The organism is Micromonospora sp. NPDC049047, from assembly GCF_040649135.1.
GTDB lineage: Bacteria > Actinomycetota > Actinomycetes > Mycobacteriales > Micromonosporaceae > Micromonospora.
In genome coordinates this window covers 19,321-44,741 of the sequence record NZ_JBEZEY010000018.1, presented here as the reverse complement: position 1 = coordinate 44,741, position 25,421 = coordinate 19,321, and the positions used below count along the sequence as shown (strand labels likewise).

26 protein-coding genes and 1 riboswitch are annotated in these 25,421 nt (G+C 72.0%); of the genes, 23 read left to right on the top strand and 3 right to left on the bottom strand.

Going from position 1 to position 25,421, the window contains the following annotated elements:
• The first annotated feature begins 208 nt into the window (after positions 1-208).
• The 7 genes from rpe (at position 209) to ribH (ending at position 6,412) form a co-directional block, all read left to right on the top strand.
• Positions 209-889 carry a ribulose-phosphate 3-epimerase gene (rpe, locus tag AB0B86_RS24595; protein WP_357411583.1) on the top strand — a complete coding sequence of 227 codons (681 nt, stop codon included), beginning with the start codon at positions 209-211 and terminating at the stop codon, positions 887-889.
• On the top strand, positions 861-1,847 hold the full coding sequence (locus AB0B86_RS24590; RefSeq protein WP_357411582.1) for a response regulator: 987 nt from the start codon (positions 861-863) through the stop codon (positions 1,845-1,847). The genes rpe and AB0B86_RS24590 overlap by 29 nt, the downstream gene beginning before the upstream one ends.
• 77 nt (positions 1,848-1,924) lie before the next feature.
• Positions 1,925-2,095, top strand: a riboswitch (FMN riboswitch).
• A 164-nt stretch (positions 2,096-2,259) separates the two neighbouring features.
• Positions 2,260-3,321, top strand: coding sequence for a bifunctional diaminohydroxyphosphoribosylaminopyrimidine deaminase/5-amino-6-(5-phosphoribosylamino)uracil reductase RibD (gene ribD, locus AB0B86_RS24585; RefSeq protein WP_357411581.1), 1,062 nt, complete (start codon positions 2,260-2,262; stop codon positions 3,319-3,321).
• A gap of 1 nt (position 3,322) precedes the next feature.
• Positions 3,323-3,961: a riboflavin synthase gene (locus AB0B86_RS24580; RefSeq protein WP_357419880.1), complete on the top strand. Its 639-nt coding sequence runs from the start codon at positions 3,323-3,325 to the stop codon at positions 3,959-3,961.
• Positions 3,961-4,647: a nicotinamide riboside transporter PnuC gene (gene pnuC / locus AB0B86_RS24575; RefSeq protein ID WP_357411579.1), complete on the top strand. Its 687-nt coding sequence runs from the start codon at positions 3,961-3,963 to the stop codon at positions 4,645-4,647. The genes AB0B86_RS24580 and pnuC overlap by 1 nt, the downstream gene beginning before the upstream one ends.
• Positions 4,644-5,909: a bifunctional 3,4-dihydroxy-2-butanone-4-phosphate synthase/GTP cyclohydrolase II gene (locus tag AB0B86_RS24570; protein WP_357411578.1), complete on the top strand. Its 1,266-nt coding sequence runs from the start codon at positions 4,644-4,646 to the stop codon at positions 5,907-5,909. The genes pnuC and AB0B86_RS24570 overlap by 4 nt, the downstream gene beginning before the upstream one ends.
• A gap of 2 nt (positions 5,910-5,911) precedes the next feature.
• On the top strand, positions 5,912-6,412 hold the full coding sequence (gene ribH, locus AB0B86_RS24565; protein ID WP_238648758.1) for a 6,7-dimethyl-8-ribityllumazine synthase: 501 nt from the start codon (positions 5,912-5,914) through the stop codon (positions 6,410-6,412).
• A gap of 106 nt (positions 6,413-6,518) precedes the next feature.
• Here the strand turns inward: ribH and AB0B86_RS24560 are convergent, their stop codons facing one another.
• From AB0B86_RS24560 to AB0B86_RS24550, 3 genes are read right to left on the bottom strand one after another with little or no spacing between them, the layout of a single operon-like run.
• On the bottom strand, positions 6,519-7,262 hold the full coding sequence (locus AB0B86_RS24560) for an amino acid ABC transporter ATP-binding protein (protein WP_357411577.1): 744 nt from the start codon (positions 7,260-7,262) through the stop codon (positions 6,519-6,521).
• A gap of 2 nt (positions 7,263-7,264) precedes the next feature.
• Positions 7,265-8,101 carry an amino acid ABC transporter permease gene (locus AB0B86_RS24555; RefSeq protein WP_357411620.1) on the bottom strand — a complete coding sequence of 279 codons (837 nt, stop codon included), beginning with the start codon at positions 8,099-8,101 and terminating at the stop codon, positions 7,265-7,267.
• 5 nt (positions 8,102-8,106) lie between these two features.
• Positions 8,107-8,970 (bottom strand): ABC transporter substrate-binding protein, encoded by an 864-nt coding sequence (locus AB0B86_RS24550; RefSeq protein WP_357411576.1) that lies wholly within the window; start codon positions 8,968-8,970, stop codon positions 8,107-8,109.
• A gap of 115 nt (positions 8,971-9,085) precedes the next feature.
• On the opposite strand from AB0B86_RS24550, the gene AB0B86_RS24545 reads away from it, so the two are divergent.
• The 16 genes from AB0B86_RS24545 (at position 9,086) to AB0B86_RS24470 (ending at position 25,385) form a co-directional block, all read left to right on the top strand.
• Positions 9,086-9,367, top strand: coding sequence for a phosphoribosyl-ATP diphosphatase (locus tag AB0B86_RS24545; RefSeq protein ID WP_357411619.1), 282 nt, complete (start codon positions 9,086-9,088; stop codon positions 9,365-9,367).
• Between the two features lie 48 nt (positions 9,368-9,415).
• Positions 9,416-10,261 carry an ATP phosphoribosyltransferase gene (hisG, locus tag AB0B86_RS24540; protein ID WP_357411575.1) on the top strand — a complete coding sequence of 282 codons (846 nt, stop codon included), beginning with the start codon at positions 9,416-9,418 and terminating at the stop codon, positions 10,259-10,261.
• A 560-nt stretch (positions 10,262-10,821) separates the two neighbouring features.
• Entirely contained in the window at positions 10,822-11,295 is a 474-nt protein-coding gene (locus AB0B86_RS24535; protein ID WP_357413188.1) for a PH domain-containing protein, read from the top strand.
• Between the two features lie 741 nt (positions 11,296-12,036).
• Positions 12,037-12,687 carry a translation initiation factor IF-3 gene (gene infC, locus AB0B86_RS24530; RefSeq protein WP_184184747.1) on the top strand — a complete coding sequence of 217 codons (651 nt, stop codon included), beginning with the start codon at positions 12,037-12,039 and terminating at the stop codon, positions 12,685-12,687.
• Between the two features lie 20 nt (positions 12,688-12,707).
• Positions 12,708-12,902, top strand: coding sequence for a 50S ribosomal protein L35 (rpmI, locus tag AB0B86_RS24525; RefSeq protein WP_110566082.1), 195 nt, complete (start codon positions 12,708-12,710; stop codon positions 12,900-12,902).
• Positions 12,903-12,934: 32 nt separating this feature from the next.
• Positions 12,935-13,327 carry a 50S ribosomal protein L20 gene (gene rplT / locus AB0B86_RS24520; RefSeq protein ID WP_007458417.1) on the top strand — a complete coding sequence of 131 codons (393 nt, stop codon included), beginning with the start codon at positions 12,935-12,937 and terminating at the stop codon, positions 13,325-13,327.
• Between the two features lie 83 nt (positions 13,328-13,410).
• The gene (locus AB0B86_RS24515) at positions 13,411-14,208 is read left to right on the top strand and encodes an RNA methyltransferase (RefSeq protein WP_357413180.1); all 798 of its coding nucleotides are present in this window, start codon (positions 13,411-13,413) and stop codon (positions 14,206-14,208) included.
• Between the two features lie 217 nt (positions 14,209-14,425).
• On the top strand, positions 14,426-15,493 hold the full coding sequence (pheS, locus tag AB0B86_RS24510) for a phenylalanine--tRNA ligase subunit alpha (protein WP_357413178.1): 1,068 nt from the start codon (positions 14,426-14,428) through the stop codon (positions 15,491-15,493).
• Positions 15,494-15,532: 39 nt separating this feature from the next.
• Positions 15,533-18,079 carry a phenylalanine--tRNA ligase subunit beta gene (pheT, locus tag AB0B86_RS24505; RefSeq protein ID WP_357419879.1) on the top strand — a complete coding sequence of 849 codons (2,547 nt, stop codon included), beginning with the start codon at positions 15,533-15,535 and terminating at the stop codon, positions 18,077-18,079.
• 331 nt (positions 18,080-18,410) lie between these two features.
• A complete protein-coding gene (argC, locus tag AB0B86_RS24500) occupies positions 18,411-19,412 on the top strand; it encodes an N-acetyl-gamma-glutamyl-phosphate reductase (RefSeq protein WP_357413174.1) in 1,002 nt (333 codons plus the stop codon).
• Entirely contained in the window at positions 19,409-20,581 is a 1,173-nt protein-coding gene (argJ, locus tag AB0B86_RS24495; protein WP_357413172.1) for a bifunctional glutamate N-acetyltransferase/amino-acid acetyltransferase ArgJ, read from the top strand. Before argC ends, argJ begins: the two co-directional genes overlap by 4 nt.
• Positions 20,578-21,483 carry an acetylglutamate kinase gene (argB, locus tag AB0B86_RS24490; RefSeq protein ID WP_357413170.1) on the top strand — a complete coding sequence of 302 codons (906 nt, stop codon included), beginning with the start codon at positions 20,578-20,580 and terminating at the stop codon, positions 21,481-21,483. The genes argJ and argB overlap by 4 nt, the downstream gene beginning before the upstream one ends.
• Positions 21,480-22,733 (top strand): acetylornithine transaminase, encoded by a 1,254-nt coding sequence (locus tag AB0B86_RS24485; protein ID WP_357413168.1) that lies wholly within the window; start codon positions 21,480-21,482, stop codon positions 22,731-22,733. Before argB ends, AB0B86_RS24485 begins: the two co-directional genes overlap by 4 nt.
• Complete coding sequence (gene argF, locus AB0B86_RS24480) at positions 22,730-23,665, top strand: ornithine carbamoyltransferase (protein WP_357413166.1); 936 nt, start codon at positions 22,730-22,732, stop codon at positions 23,663-23,665. Before AB0B86_RS24485 ends, argF begins: the two co-directional genes overlap by 4 nt.
• Complete coding sequence (locus tag AB0B86_RS24475; protein WP_357413165.1) at positions 23,662-24,177, top strand: arginine repressor; 516 nt, start codon at positions 23,662-23,664, stop codon at positions 24,175-24,177. The genes argF and AB0B86_RS24475 overlap by 4 nt, the downstream gene beginning before the upstream one ends.
• On the top strand, positions 24,174-25,385 hold the full coding sequence (locus AB0B86_RS24470; RefSeq protein WP_357413163.1) for an argininosuccinate synthase: 1,212 nt from the start codon (positions 24,174-24,176) through the stop codon (positions 25,383-25,385). The genes AB0B86_RS24475 and AB0B86_RS24470 overlap by 4 nt, the downstream gene beginning before the upstream one ends.
• Positions 25,386-25,421: the final 36 nt, after the last annotated feature.

Below are 25,421 nucleotides of genomic sequence, written 5' to 3'. Positions count from 1 at the left end.
AGACTCCGGCGGCCGTGGGCCCTTTCGGCACCGTCCGGCTTGGAGTGTCGTCGCGTTTCCGTCGATCGGCCAGCCACTCATGTCTGTTCGTCCGGATTCGCCGGTCCGGAGCGCCTCATTCTGCACCACTGGTCACTGTCGCATCACAACGCGTCGGACTTGGTGCCGCGATGGGAGTGACGGCTGACCGCGTTCGTACACTGGCCCCGTGACCGTACCGCCGCCGATCGTCGCGCCGAGCATCCTGGCCGCCGATTTTGCCCGCCTCGCCGAAGAGGTCCGTGCCGTCGAGGACGCCGCGGACTGGTTGCACGTCGACGTGATGGACAACCATTTCGTGCCGAACCTGACCATCGGGTTGCCGGTGGTGCAGAGCCTGCGGGCGGTCACCGCGATGCCGTTCGACGTGCACCTGATGATCGAGGATCCGCGCCGGTGGGCCCCCGGTTACGCCGACGCGGGGGCGTACAACGTCACCTTCCACGCGGAGGCGGCCGACGACCCGGTGGCGTTGGCCAAGGACCTGCGCTCGGCGGGCGCGAAGGCCGGCCTGGCCATCGACCGGGACACCCCGATCGAGCCGTACCTGGACCTGCTGCCCAGCTTCGACACCCTGCTGATCATGACGATCAAGGCCGGCTTCGGTGGGCAGCGCTTCATTCCGCAGTTGCTGGAGAAGGTGCGTGCCGCCCGCCGGCACGTCTCGGCCGGGCATCTGGAGCTGCGCATCGAGGTGGACGGCGGGATCGCCGCGGACACCATCGAGCAGGCCGCCGCCGCCGGCGCCGACGCGTTCGTGGCCGGCACCGCCGTGTACGGCGCCGCCGACCCGGCGGAGGCGGTACGACACCTGCGGGCGCTTGCGGAACGCGCGGCTGCCGGGGACTGAGGTGGAGCCCGAGGTCGACCGCAAGGACATCATCCTCGTCGTCGACGACGACGAGGACATCGCTCGTTTCGTCGAGTTCAACCTGCGGCTGCACGGCTTCGACGTGATCCACGCCAGCGACGGCCAGGAGGCCCTGGAGCTCATCGAACGTCAGCGCCCGGACCTGGCGGTGGTCGATCTCATGATGCCCCGCGTCGACGGGCTGGAGTTGACCCGGCGGCTGCGCGCCGACCCGATGACCTCCGCGCTGCCGGTGATCATGCTGACGGCCAAGGGGATGACAGTCGACAAGGTGCACGGGCTCAGCGCCGGCGCGGACGACTACCTGGTCAAGCCGTTCGACACCGCCGAGTTGGTGGCCCGGGTCTCGTCCACGCTGCGCCGCAACAAGGAGTTCCGGGAGGTTTCCCCGCTCACCGGGCTGCCCGGCAACAGCCGGATCCGGCGGGAGATCAGCGACCGGGTGCGACAGGGCGTGGACTACGCCGTCGGCTACGTCGACATCGACCGGTTCAAGAGCGTGAACGACAGGTACGGCTTCGTCCGGGGCGACGACTTCATCTCCGCGTTGGCCCGCAGCCTGCACCGGGCGGTGGTGGGTGTCGGACTGCCGCCGGCCTTCCTGGGCCACGTCGGCGGTGACGACTTCGTCATCGTCTGCGCCCCCGACCAGGTCCGCCCGCTCACCTCCCGGGCGGTGGTGGACTTCGAGAACGCCGCCGACACGCTCTACGACCCGACCGACCGGGAGCGCGGCTTCGTCGAGCTGAAGGACCGGCGCGGCAACATCCGGCGCGCCGCCCTCGTCACGCTCTCCATCGGGGTGTCCCTCTCCGACGCCGGTAAGCGGTTCACCGACCCCCTTGAGGTGATCGCGGTGGCCTCGGAAATGAAGACTGTCGCCAAGAGCCAACCGGGGTCGTACGTCGCGGTGGACCGGCGCCGTGGTGTCACGTGAGCATGACGGCGCTGTGAAGTAGCTCGCCGGGGTGGCGACGGACCCCCGTCGGCGTGTAAGACTGCCCTGTACCCACCACGCGCTGGCGGGACTCGGTGAAATTCCGAACCGGCGGTGATCCACGGTCCAACCGTGGTCAGCCCGCGACCCGGACGGCTCTGTCGTCCGGTGGACCTGGTGAAAATCCGGGGCCGACGGTTGGGAGCGGTTCGTCCGCACCCAGACAGTCCGGATGGGAGACAGCGCGCGGGACGGACGGGTCCGAGCCGGCCGCTGGCTTCAGCGTGCCGCGCCGACCCTCCGGGGGCGGCTGTGCCGTTCCCGGGATCCGCCACCGCCTGCCCGTGGCCCCATGGCCACCGCCTCCCAGACCGCCCGCGCGGACCGGCGAGTGAGAGGGCAGGGCAGGGCGATGGCCAGCGTCTCCGTCGACGAGGCGATGCGGCGTGCGATCGAGTTGGCGGCACGCGGGCTCGGCACCACCAGTCCCAACCCGGTGGTCGGCTGCGTGCTGCTCGACGAGGACGGCCGGGTCGTGGGTGAGGGCTTCCACGCGTACGCGGGCGGACCGCACGCCGAGATCGTCGCGCTGGCGCAGGCCGGGCGACGCGCCAAGGGCGGCACCGCGATCGTCACTCTGGAACCATGCGATCACACCGGGCGCACCGGTCCCTGCAGTGTCGCGCTGGTCCAGGCCGGGGTCGCCCGGGTGGTCATCGCCGTGCCCGACCCGAACCCGGTCGCGTCCGGGGGCGCCGCCACCCTGCGCGCCGCCGGGGTCCAGGTCGATCTGGGGGTACGCGGCGAGGAGGCCGAGGCCGGCAACGTCGCCTGGCTGACCTCGATGCGCCGCGGCTGGCCGTACGTCATCTGGAAGTACGCCGCCACGCTCGACGGGCGCTCCGCCGCGGCGGACGGCACCAGCATGTGGATCACCTCGGAGGCGGCCCGGATGGACGTGCACGCGCTGCGCGGCACCGTCGACGCGGTGCTCGCCGGGGTGGGCACAGTGCTCGCCGACGACCCCCGGTTGACCGCCCGCAACCTGCGCGACGGCAGCCTCGCCATCCGGCAGCCGCTGCGGGTGGTCGTGGACAGCTCGGGGCGTACCCCCGCTGACGCCCGGGTCCGCGACGGCGCCGCGCGGACCTGGATCGCGACCGCCGAGGAGGTCGGCGCGGACCCGGACGGCCGTGTCGACCTGCCGGCGCTGCTCGCGGCGCTGCACCAGCGGGGAGTCCGCGCGGTGCTGTTGGAGGGCGGCCCCCGACTGGCCGGCGCGTTCCTGCGGGCCGGCCTGATCGACAAGATCGTCTCCTACGTCGCGCCCCGGTTGCTCGGCGCCGGCCCGACCGCCCTGGTCGACGCGGGAGTGACCACCATCGCCGAGGCCATCGATCTGGAGTTCGTCGACGTTACGCAGATCGGTCCAGATCTCCGGATCACCGCTTTGCCCCGAAAAAGGGAGGGCTGACATGTTCACCGGCATTATCGAGGAGTTGGGCGAGATCGTCCGGGTCACCGCGACGGCTGGCGATTCGGCGCTCGTCGCCGTGCGTGGTCCGCTCGTCACGTCCGACGCCCGGCACGGCGACTCCATCGCCGTCAACGGCGTCTGCCTGACCGTGGTGCAGGTCAGCGACGGGGTCTTCACCGCCGACGTGATGGGGGAGACGCTGCGCCGCTCCGCGCTCGGCGCGTTGAGCGTCGGCGACCCGGTGAACCTGGAGCGGGCCGCCGCCCTCGGCAGCCGGCTCGGCGGGCACCTGGTGCAGGGGCACGTCGACGGGGTGGGCGAGCTGATCTCCCGGGAACCGGCCGAGCAGTGGGAGACCGTGCGGTTCCGACTGCCCGCCGCGCTGTCCCGCTACGTGGTGGAGAAGGGGTCGATCACCATCGACGGCGTCTCGCTCACCGTGGCCGAGGTGGGCGCCGACGAGTTCAGCGTCGGGTTGATCCCGACCACGCTCAACCTGACCACGCTCGGTGCCAAGGGCGTCGGCGACCCGGTCAACCTGGAGGTGGACGTGCTTGCCAAGTACGTCGAGCGGCTGCTCGGCGACCGGCTCGCCGACACTCCCGGGGCGGCCCCGATCAGCGGCGGGGTGGCCTGATGGGTCCCCTCGGTTGGCTGCTGGACGCCCAGGTGCAGGTGGCCGGCTCGCCGGTGCTGGTGCGGGAGATCGTCGGCAACGCGTTCGGGTTGTTCTCCGCGTTGCTCGGGCTGCGCCGGGTCGTCTGGGCGTGGCCGGTCGGCATGATCGGTAACGCGCTGCTGCTCACCGTCTTCCTCGGCGGGGTGTTCACCACCCCGCAGGAGCACGACCTGTACGGGCAGGCCGGCCGGCAGGTGTTCTTCTTCGCGGTCAGCGTGTACGGCTGGTGGCGCTGGCAGCGCAACCGTCGCGCCGACGCGGGGCAGGCGGCGGTCGTCCCCCGCTGGGCCACCGGACGGGAGCGGCTGATGCTGCTGCTGGCCGCCGTGGTCGGCACCGCCGCGGCGTACCCGGTGCTCAAGGCACTGGGCTCGTGGGGTCCGCTGCCGGACGCCTGGATCCTCACCGGCAGCCTGCTGGCCACGTACGGCATGGCCCGCGGCTGGGTGGAGTTCTGGCTGCTCTGGATCGCTGTGGACGCGGTAGGCGTGCCGCTGCTGCTGCGCGGCGGGTTCTACCCGTCGGCGGTCATGTACCTGATCTACGGCGCGCTGTGCGCCTGGGGCTTCGCCGCCTGGTGGCGCACCTCGCGGGCCTCCCGGCCGTCCGCCGTCCGTCCCATCTACACGGAGGCCGTCGCGTGACCAGCTACGGGGATATCGAGCAGGCGGTCGCGGAGATCGCGGCCGGTCGGCCGGTCGTCGTCATCGACGACGCCGACCGGGAGAACGAGGGCGACCTGATCTTCGCGGCCGAGCTGGCCACGCCGGAGCTGATGGCGTTCATGGTGCGCTACACCTCCGGGTACGTCTGCGTGCCGTTGATCGAGAGCGAGGCCGACCGCCTCGACCTGCCGCCGATGCACCACACCAACCAGGACCGGCGCGGCACCGCCTACACGGTGACAGTGGACGCCCGGGAGGGGATCAGCACCGGCATCTCGGCTGCCGACCGGGCGCACACCATCCGGCTGCTGGCCGGTGCGGGCACCAAACCGACGGACCTCGCGCGACCCGGGCACGTGGTGCCGCTGCGTGCTCGGGAGGGCGGGGTGCTGCGCCGCCCCGGGCACACCGAGGCGGCCATCGACCTGACCCGGCTCGCGGGGCTTCGCCCGGCCGGCGTGCTCTGCGAGCTGGTGAACGACGACGGCACCATGATGCGGGTGCCGGACCTGGAGAAGTTCTGCGCCGAGCACGGCCTCACGCTGATCACCATCGCCGACCTGATCGCCTACCGGCGGCACACCGAAAAACAGGTCGAGCTGGTCGCGGACGCCCGGATGCCCACCCGGCACGGCGTGTTCCGGGCGCTCGGCTACCGCACCGCGCACGACCCGGCCGAACACGTCGCGATGGTGCTCGGTGACCTCGGCGACGGCCAGGACGTGCTGGTCCGGGTGCACTCCGAGTGCCTGACCGGGGACGTGTTCGGCTCGCTGCGCTGCGACTGCGGACCGCAGTTGGACGCCGCGCTGGCCCGGGTCGGCCGGGAGGGCCGGGGCGTGGTCCTCTACGTCCGCGGACACGAGGGGCGCGGCATCGGCCTGCTGCACAAGCTGCAGGCGTACCAGTTGCAGGACCTGGGCCGCGACACCGTCGACGCGAACCTCGACCTGGGCCTGCCCGCTGACGCCCGCGACTACGGCACCGGCGCGCAGATCCTCTACGACCTCGGGGTGCGCTCGATGCGCCTGCTGACCAACAACCCGGCCAAGCGGGCCGGGCTGGAGGGGTACGGGCTGACCATCACCGGCCGGGAGGGGCTGCCGGTCGGCGCGCACCCGGAGAACATGCGCTACCTACGCACCAAGCGGGACCGGATGGGTCACCTGCTTGACGAGTTGGACGAGGTGTCCGAGGCGCCGCTGGGGCGTCCGGTCGCCAACGACGAGATCGGAGCATGACGATGGCGGGTTTCGGTGAGCCGGGAGTCGACGCGGTGGACGCCGCGGGGCTTACCGTCGGGATCGTGGCCGCCCGCTGGCACGGTGACCTGACTGATCACATGCTGGAGCGGGCCGTTGCCGCAGCCGAGGCCTGCGGCGCGCGGTCCGTCGTCGCACGGGTCGCCGGCTCGGTCGAGTTGCCGGTGGTGGCCCAGGCCCTCGCGCGCCGCTGCGACGTGGTGGTCGCGCTCGGCGTCGTGGTCCGTGGTTCCACAGCCCACTTCGACTACGTCTGCCGGTCGGTGACCGACGGGCTGACCCGGGTCGCGCTTGACGAGGGCAAGCCGGTGGCGCACGGGGTGCTGACAGTGGAGACCATCGAGCAGGCCCGCGACCGGGCCGGTCTGCCCGGCTCGGCCGAGGACAAGGGCTGGGCCGCGACAGTGGCCGCGCTCGACGCCGCGCTGGCCGTGCGCACGGTGGCGGCGGGCAACGCCCAGCGGGTCGGCTTCGGCGGCTGACGCGGCGGCACGGGCGGCCGGCTCCACGGCGGCCGTCTTCCTCGGTGGGCCGGCTTCCCTCGGTGGGCCAGCTTCCCCCGGTGGCCGGCTTCCTCGGTGGCCAGGTTCAGAGCCGGCCAGCCTCGATGATCCGGTGCAGGAACTGCCGGGTCCGGGGCTGGGTCGGCTCGCCGAGCACCTGCTCCGGCGGGCCGCTCTCGACGACCCGCCCGGCGTCGAGGAAACAGACCTGGTCGGCGACCTCACGGGCGAAGCCCATCTCGTGGGTGGCCAGCACCATTGTCATGCCGTCGGCCTTCAGATCGCGGATCAGCGCCAGCACCTCGCCGACGAGTTCCGGGTCCAGCGCGGAGGTGATCTCGTCGAGCAGCATCAGTCGAGGTGAGTTCGCGAGTGCCCGCACGATCGCCACCCGCTGCTGCTGCCCGCCGGAGAGCCGATCCGGGTAGGCGTCCGCCCGGGCGCCGAGACCCACCCGGTCGAGCAACTCCCGGGCCTGTGCCTCCGCCTCCGCCCGGGCCCGCCGGTGTACCCGCCGCGGCGCGAGGGTGATGTTGTCCAACACGCTCAGGTGCGGGAAGAGGTTGTAGGCCTGGAACACCATCCCGATCCGCCGACGGACCCGGTCGGCGTCCACCCGCGGACCGGAGATGTCCTCCCCGTCCAGCTCGATGGTGCCGTCGTCGAGTTCGTCCAGGAGGTTCACGCAGCGCAGCAGGGTGGACTTACCCGAACCGGAGGCGCCGATCAGCGCGACCACCTGATGCTCGGCGACCGTCAGGTCGAGCTGGTCGAGGACGACGGTGCCCGCGAACTCCTTGCGCAGACCCCGGCAGCGCAGCAGCGCCATGGTCAGCCTCCCGACTGTCGGCGGGCCGCCCGCAGCGTCACCCAGTCGGTGACCGCGATCAGCGGGATCGCGAGCAGCACGAAGAGCACCCCCGCGACGATGTACGGCGTGTAGTTGAACGACTGGGCGGTGGCGATCTGGGCGGCCCGGACCGCGTCGATCGGCCCGGCGAGCGAGACCAGCCCGACATCCTTCTGCAACGCCACCACGTCGTTGAGCAGCGGTGGCGCCACCCGGCGCACGGCCTGCGGCAGGACCACGTGCCGCATCGTCTGCCGGTAGCTCAGGCCCAGGGAACGGGCCGCCGCGAGCTGGCTGGGATGCACCGACTCGATGCCGGCCCGGAACACCTCGGCGAGGTAACCGCCGTAGGTGAGGACCAACGCGAGACCGCCGAGCACCAGCACCGGCGGCATGCCCTGCAACCGCAGGCCGGGCACACCGAGGGTGAGCAGGTAGAGCACGATGATCAGCGGCAGCCCGCGGAAGGTGTAGGTGTAGCCGGCGGCCAGCGCCCGGACCGGAAAGAACAGCGGACCGCGCAACGTCCGCAGCACCGCGATCACCAGCCCGAGCAGCAGCGCGCCGACCGCACAGCAGACAAGCAGCCGGACGTTGAGCCAGAGCCCGCCCAGCACCGCCGGCAGCGCGTCCCGGGCGATCGCCGGGTCCAGGAACGACTGCCGGACCCGGTCCCAACCCGGTGCGCCGGTCACCGCGACGACGAGTAGCGTGCCCAGCGCCGCCGTGGAGGCCGCCGCGACGACCACGCTGTAGACGGTCTGCCGACGCCGGTACGCCGACCGCCGCAGCTGCGCCTCGGACGGCACCCGATCCAGGAGCGTCACCGCAGCTCGGCCGCCCCCGCCACCTGCGCGAGCCACTTCTGCTCCAGTTGCTTGAGCGTGCCCGCCTCGCTGAGCTGACCGACCGCGCCGGTGACGCAGGAGGTCAGCGGCGAGTTCTTGTCAAGCAGCAACCCGAAGGCCTCGGGCGTGCCGACCTGCGGCACCTGCCCGACGATCGTCGCGTCGGTGAGCTCCGCGCCGGTGATGTAGAAGGCGGTCGGCAGGTCCACCACCAGACCGTCGATCTGCCCGTTCTGCAGGGCCTTCTTGGCGTCGTCGTTGCTGTTGTAGACCTGCGGCTGCCGGGTCGGCTTCAGCACGTCGGTGATCGCCTGGTAGCTGGTGGTGCCGACCTGGGCGCCGAGCCGGGCGTCCCGCAGGTCCGCCAACGACTTCCGGCCCGCGATCTTGGACGACTTCAACGCGATCACCGTCTGGCGCACCAGGTAGTACGGTGCGGAGAAGTCGACAGCCCGCTTGCGCTCCTCGGTGATGGAGAACTGGTTGATGTCGAAGTCGAAGTTCTTCGGCCCGGGTGCGATGGCGGTGTCGAACTTGACCCGGGTCCAGGCGACGTCCGCGCGGGCGTAGCCGAGCTTCTCCGCCACCGCGTACGCGACGGCGGATTCGAAGCCCTCGCCGTTGTCCGGCTTGTCCTTGGTGAACCACGGCTCGTACGCGGGCTGGTCGGTGGCGATGGTGAGCTTGCCCGGCGTACGCGTGGGCAGGCTGTCCTTGGCGCAGGACGGCGCCGCGGTGACAGTCGGGTTCGGTTTCTCCTCCTGTGGCGCGCACCCGGCGGTGGCGACGACGGCGGCACCGGCGAGGGTGAGCGCGAGGAGACGTGAGCTGCTGGCCATGGCCGACAGCGTAGAGCTCCATGGGCGTCGATCGAAGATCTTCCCACCGCGCTGGTAGGGAATTGTCCGCTTGCTGGATTCCGGTGGACCCGGACGTGGGGGGCCGCCCCGGCGGCTGGAAGAATCGCGTTCCGTGAAGACGTTCGAGGAGTTGTTCGCCGAGCTGCAGGCCAAGGCCGCCGCCGGCACCCCGGGCTCGGGCACCGTCGCCGCCCTGGAAAAGGGCGTGCACTTCATCGGCAAGAAGGTCGTCGAGGAGGCGGCCGAGTCGTGGATGGCCGCCGAGCACGAGGGGCCGGAGCGCACCGCCGAGGAGATCTCCCAACTGCTCTACCAGGTCCAGGTGCTCATGCTCGCCAGTGGTCTCGACCTCAAGGACGTCTACCGACATCTGTGAGTGCCCCCACCCGTTGATCGCCATCCGGATCGAAGGAGCACTCCCGTCATGCTGCGTGTCGCCATTCCCAACAAGGGCACCCTGGCCGAGCCGGCCGCCCAGATGCTGCGCGAGGCGGGCTACCGCCAGCGCACCGACCCCAAGGACCTCGTCTGCCGCGACGAGGCCAACGACGTCGAATTCTTCTACCTGCGCCCCAAGGACATCGCCACCTACGTCGGCTCCGGTGACCTCGACCTCGGGATCACCGGCCGGGACCTGCTCATCGACTCGGCCGCGCCGGCGGAAGAGGTAGTCGACCTCGCCTTCGGTCGGGCGACCTTCCGCTTCGCCGCCCGCCCCGACGACATCGCCTCGGTGCAGGACCTGGGCGGGCACCGGATCGCCACCGCGTACCCCGGGCTGGTCGAGCGGCACCTCGGTGAGGTGGGCGTCAAGGCCGACGTGATCCGCCTCGACGGCGCGGTGGAGAACGCCGTACGCCTCGGCGTCGCCGACGTCATCGCGGACGTCGTGGAGACCGGTGCCACCCTGCGTCAGGCGGGTCTCGTGGTGTTCGGCGAGCCGCTGCTGCGCTCCTCGGCGGTGCTGGTCCGCCGCGCCGCCGCGCCGGCCCACCCGCAGGCCGAGCAGTTGTTGCGCCGCCTGCACGGGGTGCTCGTCGCCCGCCGTTACGTGATGCTCGCCTACGACGTGCCGGCCGGCCTGCTGGAACGGGCCAGCGGGCTCACCCCCGGCATCGAGTCGCCCACGGTGTCGCCGCTGCACCGCGAGGGGTGGGTGGCGGTGCAGGCGATGGTGCTCCGTGACGACGTGCACCGCATCATGGACGAGCTGTACGAGTTGGGCGCCCGCGCCATCCTCGTCACCAACATCCACGCCTGCCGCCTCTGACCGGTTCCCGTGCCCGAAACGGCACTGCCGCTCGATCCACTCGGGTTCCTTGAAACGGGGGTGTCCGCACGCCGGCGACACCCCCGTTTCCTTGAACCCGAGTGGATCTCCGATGCCGGCGCCGGCGCCGGTGCCGTGCCGGTGCCGGTGTCGGCGGGTGCGGGCGCGGGCTTGCGGCGCGGGCTTGCAGTGCGGGCTTGCGGTGCGGGCTTGCGGGTGCTTGCGGTGACGGGCTTGCGGTGCTTGCGGTGCGGGCTTGCGGTGCGGGCTTGCGGGTGCTTGCGGTGACGGGCTTGCGGTGCTTGCGGTGCGGGCTTGCGGCGCGGACGCCCGATGGCCGCGCCCAGACCGGCAAGATCGCGCTCGATCATTGAAGTAGTGGCCTCGATCTCGACGGAGGCCACTAGATCCTGGATCGAGCACGATCTTGAAGCGGGCGGCGGGCGGCGGGCGGCGGGCGGCGGGCGGCGGGCGGCGGGCGGGTGGCGGGTGGCGGGTGGCGGGTGGTGGCTCGGCGGGTGGTGCGTTTGATGGGCCAGTGCGGGTGGCAGACTGGTGGGGTGAGTGAAACCGAACTGGTCCGCCTGAAGCCCCGCCGCATCCGCGTGGTCTGCTGGTCGGCGGCGGCTGCCCTGGTGGTGGTGTTCGGTCTGGTCGCCACGTCGTTGAGTGGCCCGACCGGCGATGGTTACGGCAGCTTCCAGCGCGGCGACCAGATCGCCATGATCGGTCTGGGCATCCTCGGCGCGCTGGGCTTCCTGCTGTTCACCCGGCCTCGGGTGGAGGCGGACGCGCGGGGCGTCCGAGTGCGTAACGTCATCAGTTCCTACGAGCTGCCCTGGGAGGTTGTCCGGGGCGTCCGCTTCGATCGGGGAGCGCCGTGGGCCAGCCTGGAGCTGCACGACGATGACCTGCTGCCGATGATCGCGCTGCAGGCCGCCGACAAGGAGTTCGCCGTCGACGGGGTTCGCGCGCTGCGCCGGCTGCACGAGGCCCACCAGGCCCGCCTCGCCGAACGCGCCGTCGATCACTGACCCGGCCGCACCGGGCCTGGCCGCTGACCGGGCCGAGCCGCACTGAGCCTGACCGCTGACCCGGCCGCACTGAGCCTGACCGCTGACCGGGCCGAGCCGAGCCGGGCCTGACCGCTGACCCGGCCGCACCGGACCGCGCCGGACCGCGGGCCGGGCCGGACCGCGCCGGACCGCGGGCCGGGCCGGACCCCGCCGGACCGCTGGCCGGGCCGGACCCCGCCGGACCGCTGGCCGGGCCGGACCCCGCCGGACCGCTGGCCGGGCCGGACCCCGCCGGACCGCTGACCCGGCCCTCGCCAAGATCTGGACAACTTCCTGAAACTGCTTGCCTCCCGGCGCAGCTGACGCAGCGGTCTCAGGGAATAGCGCGTGGATCCAGCAGGCGCGCGGCGGTCGTCCAGAGTGAGGCCTTGGCCGCAGGTCGTGCCCGGTTTGGGGGCGGCCGGGGCGCGGGTGTAGTGTTGTCGAGTCGACCAGGCTGTCTCCGCATGCGAGCAGGCAGCCTTGAAAGCGGAGCGCCTGCTCCCACCCGAGTCGCCGCTACGGTGGCCGGGTCCGGTCACCGGTTCCGGGCACGTCCCGGCGCCGGACGTGTGATCCTGTGATCGCGCCGACCGGTCGAGCGGGCCCTGGCATGCGCCGGGGCCTTCTGCTTTCCAGGTCGGTTCCCACCTGGGAGCCGCCGGGGTCGGTACCTGAGCAGAAACGACTCGAGGAGGCCCCATCAGCGTCGAACCACGCGTGAACGAGCAGATCCGGGCACGTGAGGTCCGACTGGTCGGCCCCGAGGGTGAGCAGGTGGGCATCGTCCCGCTGGAGCGCGCCCTTCAGCTGGCCGCGGACGTCGATCTGGACCTGGTCGAGGTTGCGCCGATGGCGCGCCCGCCGGTGTGCAAGCTCATGGACTTCGGCAAGTTCAAGTATGAGAGCGCACTCAAGGCGCGCGAAGCGCGGCGTAACCAGCAGCAGACCGTCATCAAGGAAATGAAGCTTCGGCCGAAGATCGACCCGCACGACTACGAGACCAAGAAGGGTCACGTGGTGCGGTTCCTCAAGGCGGGCGACAAGGTCAAGGTGACGATCATGTTCCGCGGTCGCGAGCAGAGCCGCCCGGAGCTGGGTTACCGGCTCCTGCGTCGGCTCGAATCCGAGATCACGGACCTGGGATACGTCGAGGCCGCTCCTAAGCAGGACGGCCGAAACATGATCATGGTTCTCGCCCCGCACCGGGCCGTCAAGGCCTCCGCGGTCGCCGCCACGGCGTCCCGCGGCGCACCTCGGGACCGGGCAGCGGACGAGTCCGCCGAGCCGGTAGCCGATGAGACCGCGGCGGTCGGCGAGACCGCAGCAGCCGGTAACACCGGCCTCGCCGCCGACACCAGCGGCGAGTAACAGGGGAGAAGACGTTCCACATGCCGAAGATGAAGAGCCACACGGGTATGGGCAAGCGGGTCAAGGTGACCGGCCGTGGCAAGATCGTGGCCGAGCAGGCCGGCAAGCGCCACCTGTTGGAGGGCAAGTCTTCCACCCGTACGCGCCGGTTGACCGGCACGGTCGAGGTGGCCAAGGCCGACGTCAAGCGCATCAAGAAGCTGCTCGGCCGCTGACGCGCGCCACCTTTACGTAAGAAGGAGTTGAGATGGCACGCGTCAAGCGGGCTGTAAACGCCCAGAAGAAGCGTCGTACCCTGCTGGAGACCGCGAGCGGTTACCGCGGTCAGCGCTCCCGGCTGTACCGCAAGGCCAAGGAGCAGGTGCTGCACTCGATGCAGTACGCCTACCGGGACCGTCGCGACCGCAAGGGCGACTTCCGGCAGCTGTGGATCCAGCGGATCAACGCGGGCGCCCGGGCGAACGGGATGACCTACAACCGGCTGATCCAGGGCCTGCGTCTGGCTGGCATCGAGGTCGACCGCAAGATCCTGGCCGACATGGCTGTCAACGACGCCGCTTCCTTCGCGGCGATCGTCGAGCTGGCCCGGGCCGCGGTCACGGCCGAGGGCACCGGCGGCGCGGCGGCTCAGGCCGCCTGATCCCCACGCACCAGAGCGAGGCGTCTCCCGGGTCGGCACCGCCGTCCGGGGGGCGCCTCAATCGTGCCGGAGGAGCGCACATCATGGCCTTCACCCCGCGTACCCCAAGGATTGTCGCCGCCCGGCGGTTGCAGCGCCGGCGCGACCGCGACGCCGCTGGCCGGTTCCTGGCCGAGGGACCACAGGCGGTCCGCGAGGCATTGGCGCGGCCGGGGGTGGTCACCGAGTTGTTCGGTACGCCCGCCGCCCTCGATCGGCACCCGGAGTTGGCCGCCACGGCGGCCCGCGCCGACGTGCCGGTGTCCGAGGTGACCGACGAGGCCCTCGCCGTGTTGGCCGAGACCGTCGCCCCGCAGGGGTTGGTCGCGGTCTGCCGGCACCTGGACGTGTCGTTGGAGCAGGCCCTCGCGGGCGGGCCCCGGCTGGTGGCGGTGCTCGCCGAGATCCGTGATCCGGGCAACGCCGGCACGGTGCTGCGCACCGCCGACGCGGCCGGGGCGGGCGCTGTGGTCTTCGCCGGCGACGCCGTCGACCCCTACAACGGCAAGTGTGTTCGGGCCTCGGCCGGCAGCCTGTTCCACGTCGACGTGGTCCGCGCGCCCGACCCGCTCGCGGTGGTCGACGCGCTGCGCGCCGCCGGGTTGTCGATCTTCGCCACCACCGGGTACGGCGACAGCGACCTGGACGACATGACCGACTACGGTCGGCTGGTCGGGCCCACCGCCTGGTTGTTCGGTTCCGAGGCGCACGGCCTGCCCGAGGAGTTGACCGCCGCCGCCGACGCCCGGGTGCGGGTGCCGCTGTACGGGCGCGCGGAGAGCCTCAACCTGGCTGCCGCAGCGGCCGTGTGCCTGTACGCTTCAGCGAGAGCGCAGCGCTGAAGGCCACCGCCCAGCGCTACTGACAGCAGGGGAGAGCGTCCGTCCATGAACGCGCAACGGCGTTCGTTTAGCCAGCCCGCCGGTGTCGGCGGGCGGCGGGCCTGACCTGCTCCCTGCACAACTCCTACCGGCGGGCTGCGGCGAAGCCGCGCGTCCGTAGACTCGCTTAGCCGCCCCGTTGAGGGCTGGCGCCGCCGTGAGGGAGTGCCCGTACGCCATGAGCTATCGCAACGATCCGTACGACCCGAAGCAGGTCGCCCTGCTCGACCCCGCCGCCCTGGCCGAGGCCGTCGCGGACGCCACGAAGGCGTTCACGGCCGCCGCCGACCCGGACGCGTTGACCGCGCTGCGCCCGGTGCACCTGGGAGACCGCTCACCGGTCTCCCTCGCCCGCCGGGAGATCGGCGCGTTGCCGCCCGCCGCGAAGTCCGACGCCGGCAAGCGGGTGAACGAGGCCCGCCGGGCGATCGAGACCGCGTACGCCGACCGCGCCGAGGTGGTGGAGCGTGAGCAGGCCGAGCGGGTGCTCGTCGAGGAGCGGGTGGACGTCACCCTGCCCTACGACCGGCGGCCGCGGGGCGCCCGGCATCCACTGAGCACCCTGATGGAGTCGATAAGCGACCTGTTCGTCGGGATGGGCTACGAGGTGGCCGAGGGCCCCGAGGTCGACCTGGAGTGGGTCAACTTCGACGCGTTGAACATCCCCGCCGACCACCCGGCCCGCGGGTTGATGGACACCTTCCACATCGCGCCGGAGGGCTCCGGCCTGGTGCTGCGCACCCACACCTCCACGGTGCAGACCCGCACCATGCTCAGCCGCAAGCCGCCGATCTACGTGATCGTGCCCGGTCGCGTCTACCGCACCGACGAGATCGACGCCACCCACAGCCCGGTGTTCCACCAGGCCGAGGGCCTGGTGGTCGACAAGGGCATCACGATGGCGCACCTGCGGGGCACCCTCGACCACTTCGCCCGGGCGATGTTCGGTCCGGAGGCGAAGACCCGGTGGCGGCCGCACTACTTCCCGTTCACCGAGCCGTCTGCGGAGTTCGACGTGTGGTTCCCGGAGCACCGCGACGGCCCGCAGTGGGTCGAGTGGGGTGGCTGCGGGATGGTCAACCCACGGGTGCTGCGCGCCTGCGGCGTCGACCCGGAGGTCTACTCCGGCTTCGCGTTCGGCATGGGCATCGACCGGACCCTGATGATCCGGCACGGGGTCAGCGACATCCGCCACCTCTTCGAGGGCGACGTGCGGTTCAGCCGGGCGCTCGGGACCGGGGCGTAGGCGATGCGGGTACGAGACACGGGAACGGTGGTCTGACTCATGCGAGTTTCTGTCAGTTGGCTTCGGGAGTACGTCGATCTCCCCGCCGACCTGCCCACCGGTGATCTGGAGCAGGCCCTTGTCGACCTCGGCATCGAGGTCGAGTCCGTTGTGGATCTGGCCGAGACCGTCACCGGTCAGCTCGTCGTCGGTGAGGTACGCGAGATCGAGGAGCTCACCGGCTTCAAGAAGCCGATCCGGTTCTGCCGGGTCGACGTGGGTGCCGCCAACGGCACCGGCGAGCCGCAGGAGATCGTCTGCGGTGCTCGTAACTTCGCCGTCAGTGACCGGGTCGTGGTGATCCTGCCCGGCGGTGTGCTGCCCGGCGGGTTCGCCATCGGCGCCCGCAAGACGTACGGGCACAACTCGGCCGGCATGATCTGCTCCGCGAAGGAGTTGGGCCTCGGCGACGACCACTCCGGCATCATCGTGCTGGGGTCGGACGTGGTGGCCAAGCCGGGCGACGACGCACGCCCGGTGGTCGGCCTCGACGACGTCGTGCTCGAGCTGGAGATCACCCCGGACCGGGGGTACGCGCTGAGCCTGCGTGGCCTGGCCCGGGAGCTGTCGCACGCGTTCGAGGTGCCGTTGCGTGACCCGGCCCTGGTGCCCGCCCCGGGCGGCACCGAGACGCCGGCGTACCCGGTGGAGGTCCGCGACCCGGTCGGCTGCGACCGGTACAGCGCCCGGCTGGTCCGCGGCGTCGACCCGGCCGCGCCCACCCCGTCGTGGATGGCGCAGCGGCTGGTCACCGCCGGCATCCGCAGCATCTCGCTGCCGGTGGACATCACCAACTACGTGATGCTGGAGCTGGGCCAGCCGATGCACGCCTTCGACGCCGACCGGATCGCCGGGCCACTTGTGGTCCGGCGCGCCGAGGCGGGGGAGAAGCTGACCACCCTGGACGGCGTCCACCGGGTGCTCACCGCCGACGACATGGTGATCTGCGATGACACGGGTCCGATCTCCCTCGCCGCGGTGATGGGCGGCGAGACCAGTGAGGTCGTCGCCGGCACCACCACTGTGCTCTTCGAGGCGGCGCACTGGGACCCGGCGATGGTCGGGCGCACCGCCCGCCGGCACAAGCTGTTCAGCGAGGCCGCGAAGCGCTGGGAGCGGGGCGTCGACCCGGCCGTGGCGCTCGTCGCGTTGGAGCGTGCCGTGCGGCTGCTCACCGAGCACGGCGGTGGCACCCCGAGCGCCGAGATCCTGGACATCGACCACGTCCGGCCGCGTACCCCGATCACCCTGCCGGCGGATCTGCCGACCCGGCGGATCGGGGTCGAGTACCCGCCGGCGCGGGTGGTCGCCCTGCTGGAGCGGGTCGGCTGCACCGTCGCGCAGGGCTCCGATCGGCTGTCCGAGGATCCGGGCACGGTCGGCGTGGCCAGCGGCGTCGGGACGACGCTGAGCGTCACCCCGCCGACCTGGCGGCCCGACCTGACCGACCCGGCCGACCTGGTCGAGGAGGTGGTCCGCCTCGACGGGTACGACAAGGTCCCGTCGGTGCTGCCGACCGCGCCCCCCGGGCGCGGCCTCACCCCGCGCCAGCGTCGCCGCCGGGCCGTGGCCGGATCGCTGGCCGAGCGGGGGTACGTGGAGGTGCTCGCGCATCCGTTCGTGTCGCCGGAGCTGGCCGACCAGCTCGGCCTGCCGGCCGACGACCCGCGCCGGCCCGCGGTGCGGTTGGCCAACCCGTTGTCTGAGGAGGAGCCGCTGCTGCGCACCACGCTGCTCGGCCCGCTGCTCGGCGTTCTCAAGCGCAACCTCGGCCGAGGTCACCGCGACCTGGCCCTCTACGAGATCGGCGCGGTCTTCCACCCGCGTCTCGGTGCCGGCAGCCCGCCCGCCATGGGCGTGGACCGCCGACCCACCGACGAGGAGTTCGCCGCCGCCGACGCTGTGGTGCCGGCGCAGCCGGTGCACGTCGCGGCGGTGCTCGCCGGCGACCTCGACCCGGCCGGCTGGTGGGGTGCGGGTCGACCGGCCGGCTGGGCGGACGCCATCGAGGCGGCCCGCGACGTGCTGGCCACCGCCGGGATCCCGGACGAGCGGGTCGAGGTGCGCGCCGCCGAGTACGCGCCGTGGCACCCGGGCCGCTGCGCCGAGCTGCTCGTCGACGGGGCGGTCGTCGGGCACGCCGGTGAGCTGCACCCGACAGTGGTGGCCGCGCTGGAGCTCCCCCGACGTACCTGCGCGATGGAGGTGGACCTGGACGCGTTGCCGGCGGCCCCGGTGATCTCCGCGCCGACGGTGTCCGGCTTCCCGCCCGCGTTGATCGACGTGGCCCTGGTGGTGGACGAGTCGGTGCCGGCGGAGCAGGTGCGCCGGGCGCTTGAGGCGGGCGCCGGTGAGCTGCTGGAGGACGTGCGGCTGTTCGACGTCTACTCCGGGGCGCAGCTCGGCGAGGGACGCCGGTCACTGGCGTACAAGTTGACGTTCCGGGCACCGGACCGGACGCTGACCGTCGAGGAGGCGGTAGCGGCCCGGGACGCGGCGGTCGCGGTAGCGGCGGAGCGCCTCGGCGCGACCCTTCGCGGCGCGTAACGGTCGTCCGGTCCGTCAGCGGTACACCTGCGCGATCAGGGCTCTGGCCTGGTGAGAATCACCAGGCCAGAGCCCTCCACCAACTGCGAAGGCAAGGCACCAACCCCGCCCCGCCCGGCCCGCCCCGCCCCCCCGCCCCGCCCCGTCGATCATCGAGTTGTGGTGGCAGGTTTGGCGCTATATGGGATGCTTTGTCACCCACCACAACTCCATGATCGACGGGGGTGGGGGGCTTTGGCGGGCTGGTACATCACCATGCAGTGCACTGCATGAACTTGCACTCGTGAGTCGTCCTTGTTAATCTTCTCTGCATAGTCATGCGGAGGTGAGTATGGGGATTCGAGTCGCGGTCGCCGGTGCGAGCGGCTACGCCGGGGGTGAGTTGCTGCGCCTGATCGCCGGGCACCCGGAGTTCGACCTGGTCGCCGCCACCGCGCACAGCCAGGCCGGGCACCGTGTCGACGTGGTGCACCCGCAGCTCACCGGGCTGGACCTGGTGCTCGGCGAGACCGACCCGGCGACCCTGGCCGACGCGGACCTGGTTTTCCTGGCCCTGCCGCACGGCCAGTCGGCCGCCCTCGCGGCCCAACTGCCGGCCGAGGTACGGATCGTCGACCTGGGCGCGGATCACCGGCTCGCCGACCCGTACGCCTGGGCGCAGTACTACGGCGGCACGCACGCCGGGCAGTGGACCTACGGCCTGCCCGAGTTGCCCGGCCAGCGGGAGCTGATCGCCGGCTCCACCCGGGTGGCGAACACCGGCTGCTACGCCGCCGCGATCACGCTGGCGCTCGCGCCACTGATCGCTGACGGCGCGGCCAACCCGGCCGACGTGGTGGTGGTCGCCGCCTCCGGCACCTCCGGCGCGGGTCGGGCGGCCAAGCCGCACCTGCTGGCCAGCGAGGTGCAGGGGGACCTGTCGCCGTACCGGGTCGGCACCCACCAGCACGTACCGGAGATCAAGCAGGCGTCCGGCGCGACCGGTCTGTCGTTCACCCCGGTGCTGGCGCCGATGCCGCGCGGCATCCTGGCCACTGTCACGGCGGTGCCGGCCCGTGGGGTCGACCCGCAGGCGGTGCTGGCGCGGGCGTACGCCGACGCGCCGTTCGTGCACGTGCTGGCGGAGGGCCGCTGGCCGCACACCGCCGCCACCCTCGGCTCCAACTCGTGTCACCTGCAGGCCACTGTCGATGTCGACTCCGGTCGGCTGATCGTGCTCAGCGCGCTCGACAACCTGGGCAAGGGCGCCGCCGGCCAGGCCGTCCAGAACGCCAACCTCATGCTCGGCCTGCCGGAGACGACGGGCCTGTCGATCTGGGGAGTCAGCCCATGAGCGTCACCACCCCTCGTGGGTTCCGGGCGGCCGGGGTGGCCGCCGGGCTCAAGGCCAGCGGCGGCGCTGACGTCGCGCTCGTGGTCAACGACGGCCCGGACGCCGGTGTCGCCGGTGTCTTCACCACCAACCGGGTCAAGGCCGCGCCGGTGCTCTGGAGCCAGCAGGTCGTGCAGGGTGGTGTGGTCCGTGCGGTGGTACTCAACTCCGGCGGCGCCAACGCTTGCACCGGCCCGGCCGGTTTCCAGGACACCCACGCCACCGCCGAGCACACCGCCGCCGTGTTGACCTCGGTCAGCCCGCGGCTGATCCTCGGTGCCGGTGAGGTCGCGGTCTGCTCGACCGGCCTGATCGGTGAGCGGCTGCCGATGCCGAAGCTGCTGCCCGGCGTCCGGACGGCGGTCAGGAGCCTGTCCCGCGACGGCGGCGCGGCTGCCGCCGAGGCCATCATGACCACCGACACCCGGCCGAAGACCACTGTGGCGAGGGGCAGCGGCTGGACCGTCGGCGGGATGGCCAAGGGCTCCGGGATGCTCGCGCCGGGCATGGCCACCATGCTCTGTGTGCTCACCACCGACGCGGTGGCCGGGCCGGCGACGCTGGACGAGGCGCTGCGCGCCGCGACCCGGATCACCTTCGACCGGGTCGACTCCGACGGTTGCATGTCCACCAACGACACCGTGTTGCTGCTGGCCAGCGGTGCGAGCGGCATCGAGCCGACAGCGGCCGAGTTGACCGCCGCGGTCACCGCGGCCTGTCACGACCTGGCCCAGCAGTTGGTGGGAGACGCCGAGGGCGCGACCAAGGAGGTCGCCATCGACGTGGTGAACGCCGCCGACGAGGACGACGCGGTCGAGGTGGGCCGTACGGTGGCCCGCAACAACCTGGTCAAGACCGCGCTGTTCGGCAACGACCCCAACTGGGGTCGGATCCTCGCCGCCGTCGGCACCACCACCGCCGCGTTCGAGCCGGACGAGGTGGACGTGGCGGTCAACGGGGTGTGGGTGTGCCGGGGCGGCGCCGGGGCCGAGGACCGCTCGAATGTCGACCTGGCCGGGCGGGACGTGACGATCCGGATCGACCTGCACGCGGGTACGGCGGCGGCGACGATCTGGACCAACGACCTGTCGCACGCGTACGTGCACGAGAACTCGGCGTACTCGACGTGAGCCTGACCACCGATCTCGCCCGGGCCCAGTCCAAGGCGGAGACGCTTATCGAGGCGCTGCCCTGGCTGGCACGCTTCTCCGGTTCCACTGTCGTGGTCAAGTACGGCGGCAACGCGATGACCGACCCCGAGTTGCAGCGGGCGTTCGCCGCCGACATGGTCTTCCTGCGTTATGCCGGCCTCAAGCCGGTGGTGGTGCACGGCGGCGGTCCGCAGATCTCCGCGATGCTGGGCCGGCTCGGGATCGCCAGCGAGTTCCGGGGTGGTCTGCGGGTGACCACCGCCGAGGCGATGGACGTGGTCCGGATGGTGCTTGTCGGGCAGGTCGGTCGCGAACTGGTCGGGCTGATCAACTCGCACGGCCCCTACGCGGTGGGCCTCTCCGGCGAGGACGCCCGGCTGTTCACCGCGGTGCGCCGCCCGGCGTACGTGGACGGGCTGCCGGTCGACGTCGGCCAGGTCGGTGACGTCGAGTCGGTGGACGTGTCGGCGGTGACCGACCTGATCGAGGCTGGTCGGATCCCGGTGATCTCCACGGTGGCGCCGGACGCGGACGGGGTGCTGCACAACCTCAACGCGGACACCGCCGCCGCCGCGCTGGCCATCGCGTTGCGGGCCCGCAAGTTGGTAGTGCTCACCGACGTGGCCGGCCTGTACGCGGACTGGCCGGACACCACAAGCCTGGTCTCCGAGATCGTCGCGGACGATCTGGCGAAGCTGCTGCCGCGGTTGGAGTCGGGCATGGTGCCGAAGATGGAGGCCTGTCTGCGGGCGGTGCGTGGGGGAGTTCCCGCCGCGCACGTCGTCGATGGTCGGGTGGCGCACTCCACGTTGCTTGAGGTGTTCACCTCGGAAGGGTTCGGAACGATGGTGGTGCCGGGAGACGGGATGGTCGCGTCGTGAGTACGTTGGCGCAGCGCTGGAAGCAGTCCATGATGGACAATTACGGCACGCCGCCGCTGGCGCTGGTCTCCGGTGCGGGTGCCGTGGTGGTCGACGACGCCGGCCGCGAATACCTCGACCTGGTCGGTGGCATCGCGGTGAACGCCCTCGGGCACGCCCACCCGGCCGTGGTGGCCGCGGTGTCGAAGCAGGTGGCGACGCTCGGGCACGTCTCCAACCTGTACGTCGCGGAGCCGCCGGTGGCCCTGGCCGAGCTGCTGCTGGCGCTCGCCGGCCGACCCGGTCGGGTCTTCTTCGCCAACTCGGGCGCGGAGGCGAACGAGGCGGCGTTCAAGCTGTCCCGGCGCACCGGCCGCACCCACGTGGTGGCCACCAACGGCGGCTTCCACGGCCGCACCATGGGCGCGCTCGCGTTGACCGGTCAGCCGGCCAAGGCCGATCCGTTCCGGCCGTTGCCTGGCGAGGTGACCCACGTCGACTACGGCGATGTCGCGGCCCTCGAGGCGGCCGTCACGGACGCCACCGCCATGGTGATCCTGGAGCCGATCCAGGGCGAGAACGGCGTCATCGTTCCGCCGGCCGGCTACCTCGCCGCGGCGCGTCAGATCACCGCCCGGCACGGGGCGCTGCTGGTGCTCGACGAGGTGCAGACCGGCATCGGCCGCACCGGGCACTGGTTCGCCCACCAGGCCGAAGGCGTGGAGCCGGACGTGGTCACGCTGGCCAAGGGGCTGGGCGGCGGGCTGCCCATCGGCGCGACGCTGGCCTTCGGCCCCGCCGCCGCCCTGCTCACCCCCGGCTCGCATGGCACGACCTTCGGTGGCAACCCGATCAGCTGCGCGGCGGCACTCGCCGTGGTGGCGACAATCGCCAACGAGGGTCTGCTGGACAACGTCAAACGGGTCGGCGAGCGGCTGCGTCGCGGCATCGAGGCGCTTGGCCATCCGTTGCTCGCCGACGTACGCGGCACCGGGCTGCTGCTCGGCGTGGCGCTCACCGCGCCGGTGGCGTCGGTGCTCGCCGAGGCACTGCGCGAGGCCGGCTTCCTGGTCAACCCGGTGCAGCCGGGTCTGCTCCGGTTGGCCCCGCCCCTGATCCTCACCGCCGGGCAGGCCGACGCCTTCCTCGCCGCCCTGCCCGCCGCGCTGGACGCGACCACCCCGGCCGCCGCGGCGGACGTGACGGCCCCGGCGGCGGCCGGCCCGCAGCTCGACGCCCGCACGACCACCACTACGAGGACGACGCGATGACCCGGCACTTCCTGCGCGACGACGACCTCTCGCCGGCCGAGCAGTCCTCGGTCCTCGACCTGGCCGCCGGGATGAAGGCGGACCGGTTCGGTCAACGGCCGCTGGCCGGGCCCCGTTCGGTGGCGGTGCTCTTCGACAAGCAGAGTCTGCGGACCAGGATTTCGTTCGACGTCGGGATCGCCGAGTTGGGCGGGCACCCGCTGGTCGTGGACACCCAGGTCACCCACTTCGGTCGGGGTGAGTCCCTCGCGGACGCCGGACGTGTGCTGTCCCGTTACGTCGCGGCCATCGTGCTGCGCACCCACGGTGACGAGCGGATCGCCGAGGTGGCGGCGGGCGCCACCGTGCCGGTGGTCAACGCGCTCACCGACGGGTTCCACCCGTGCCAACTGCTCGCCGACCTGCTGACCATCCGGGAGCGGTGCGGCGGCACGGCCGGCCGCACCCTGGCGTACGTGGGTGACAGCGCGAACAACATGGCGCACTCGTACCTGCTGGCGGGGGCGCTGGCCGGCATGCACGTGCGGGTCGCCGGGCCGGCCGGGTTCACACCCGATCCGGCCGTCGTGGACCGGGCGACTCGGATCGCCGCCGACACCGGCGGGTCGGTGCGGGTGCTCACCGACCCGACCCAGGCGGTACGCGACGCCGACGTGCTGGCCACCGACACCTGGACGTCGATGGGGCAGGAGTCCGACGGGCTGGACCGGGTCACCCCGTTCCTGCCCTACCAGGTCAACAAGGAGCTGCTCGGTCAGGCCGCACCGGACGCGATAGTCCTGCACTGCCTGCCGGCGCACCGTGGTGAGGAGATCACCGACGAGGTGCTCGACGGGCCGCAGAGCGCGGTCTTCGACCAGGCGGAGAACCGGTTGCACGCGCAGAAGGCGCTGCTGGCGTTCCTGCTGGACGCGAGCGGAGAGCGGCGTTGACCGGGCCGCTGACCCGCGCGGCCCGGCACGCCCGGATCGGGGAGCTGATCCGCGACAGGGCGATCCGGTCGCAGACCGAGTTGGCTGACCTGCTCGCCGCCGACGGTGTCGTGGTCACCCAGGCCACCCTCTCCCGGGACCTGGAGGAGTTGGGCGCGGTCAAGGTACGCGGCGGTGACGGGCCGGCGGTCTACCTGATTCCGGAGGACGGTCAGCGACCACTGCGCGACGCCGAGGCCGCGCCGGCCCGGCTGGTGCGGTTGCTACGCGAGCTGCTCAACGGGGTGGACTCCAGCGGCAACATCGCCGTGCTGCGCACACCGCCGGGCGCAGCCCAGTACCTGGCCAGCGCGTTGGACCGGGCGGGTCTGCCCGAGATCGTCGGCACCATCGCCGGCGACGACACCATCCTCGTCGTGGCCCGCGAGGCCGTCGGCGGGGCCGCACTCGGCGAGAAGCTCGCCGGCTGGGCCCGCCGGGACGACACCGGTGACGGGAGCGTGACGCCGTGACCGAGCGGGTCGTCCTCGCGTACTCCGGCGGGTTGGACACCTCCGTCGCCATTCCGTACCTGGCCGAGCAGACCGGCGCCGAGGTGATCGCGGTGGCGGTCGACGTCGGGCAGGGCGGCGAGGACCTGGACGCCATCCGGCAGCGCGCCCTGGACTGTGGGGCCGCGGCGGCCGAGGTGGTCGACGCACGCGACGAGTTCGCCGCCGACTACTGCCTGCCGGCGATCCGGGCCAACGCCCTCTACATGGACCGCTACCCGCTGGTGTCGGCGCTGTCCCGACCCCTGATCGTGAAGCATCTGGTGGCGGCGGCGCGTACGCACGGCGGGACGATCGTGTCGCACGGCTGCACCGGCAAGGGCAACGACCAGGTCCGGTTCGAGGTGGGGCTGACCGCGCTCGCCCCCGACCTGAAGATCATCGCGCCGGCCCGGGACTTCGCCTGGACGCGGGACAAGGCGATCGCCTTCGCCGAGGAGAAGGGGCTGCCGATCGACGTGTCGGCGAAGTCTCCCTACTCGATCGACCAGAACCTGTGGGGTCGCGCGGTGGAGACGGGCTTCCTGGAGGACATCTGGAACGCCCCGGTGGAGGGCCTGTACTCGTACACCGCCGACCCGGCGCAGGACCGCGACCCTGACGAGGTCGTGATCACCTTCGACGGCGGCGTGCCGGTGGCGATCGACGGTGAGACGGTCACCCCGTACCAGGCGATCCTGGAGCTCAACCGGCGCGCCGGCGCGCAGGGCGTGGGTCGGCTCGACATGGTCGAGGACCGCCTGGTGGGGATCAAGAGCCGTGAGGTGTACGAGGCTCCCGGCGCGATCGCCCTGATCACCGCCCACCAGGAGTTGGAGGCGGTGACAGTGGAACGGGACCTGGCCCGGTTCAAGAAGAGCGTGGACCAGCGCTGGGGCGAGCTGGTCTACGACGGCCTGTGGTTCTCGCCGTTGAAGGACTCGCTTGACGCGTTCATCGACGACGCGCAGCGGCACGTCAGCGGTGAGGTGCGGATGACCCTGCACGGCGGTCGGGCCACCGTCACCGGCCGACGCTCCGAGGCGAGCCTCTACGACTTCCAGATGGCCACCTACGACACCGGCGACACCTTCGACCAGTCCCTGGCGAAGGGTTTTGTGCGGCTGTGGGGCCTGCCGAGCCAGCTTGCCGCCGCGCGGGACGCCCGGATGGGCGGTACCGGACAGTGACACCTGCGAGCGCGAGGCCTGGGCGAGCGCAGCGAG

Bases quoted from the DNA above. Each gene is read 5' to 3' on its own strand.
- ribD (WP_357411581.1), top strand. From the start codon at position 2,260: ATGGCCAGCGTCTCCGTCGACGAGGCGATGCGGCGTGCGATCGAGTTG.
- AB0B86_RS24580 (WP_357419880.1), top strand. From the start codon at position 3,323: ATGTTCACCGGCATTATCGAGGAGTTGGGCGAGATCGTCCGGGTCACC.
- pnuC (WP_357411579.1), top strand. From the start codon at position 3,961: ATGGGTCCCCTCGGTTGGCTGCTGGACGCCCAGGTGCAGGTGGCCGGC.
- ribH (WP_238648758.1), top strand. From the start codon at position 5,912: ATGGCGGGTTTCGGTGAGCCGGGAGTCGACGCGGTGGACGCCGCGGGG.
- AB0B86_RS24560 (WP_357411577.1), bottom strand. From the start codon at position 7,262: ATGGCGCTGCTGCGCTGCCGGGGTCTGCGCAAGGAGTTCGCGGGCACC.
- AB0B86_RS24550 (WP_357411576.1), bottom strand. From the start codon at position 8,970: ATGGCCAGCAGCTCACGTCTCCTCGCGCTCACCCTCGCCGGTGCCGCC.
- hisG (WP_357411575.1), top strand. From the start codon at position 9,416: ATGCTGCGTGTCGCCATTCCCAACAAGGGCACCCTGGCCGAGCCGGCC.
- rpmI (WP_110566082.1), top strand. From the start codon at position 12,708: ATGCCGAAGATGAAGAGCCACACGGGTATGGGCAAGCGGGTCAAGGTG.
- rplT (WP_007458417.1), top strand. From the start codon at position 12,935: ATGGCACGCGTCAAGCGGGCTGTAAACGCCCAGAAGAAGCGTCGTACC.
- AB0B86_RS24515 (WP_357413180.1), top strand. From the start codon at position 13,411: ATGGCCTTCACCCCGCGTACCCCAAGGATTGTCGCCGCCCGGCGGTTG.
- pheS (WP_357413178.1), top strand. From the start codon at position 14,426: ATGAGCTATCGCAACGATCCGTACGACCCGAAGCAGGTCGCCCTGCTC.
- pheT (WP_357419879.1), top strand. From the start codon at position 15,533: ATGCGAGTTTCTGTCAGTTGGCTTCGGGAGTACGTCGATCTCCCCGCC.
- argC (WP_357413174.1), top strand. From the start codon at position 18,411: ATGGGGATTCGAGTCGCGGTCGCCGGTGCGAGCGGCTACGCCGGGGGT.
- argJ (WP_357413172.1), top strand. From the start codon at position 19,409: ATGAGCGTCACCACCCCTCGTGGGTTCCGGGCGGCCGGGGTGGCCGCC.
- argF (WP_357413166.1), top strand. From the start codon at position 22,730: ATGACCCGGCACTTCCTGCGCGACGACGACCTCTCGCCGGCCGAGCAG.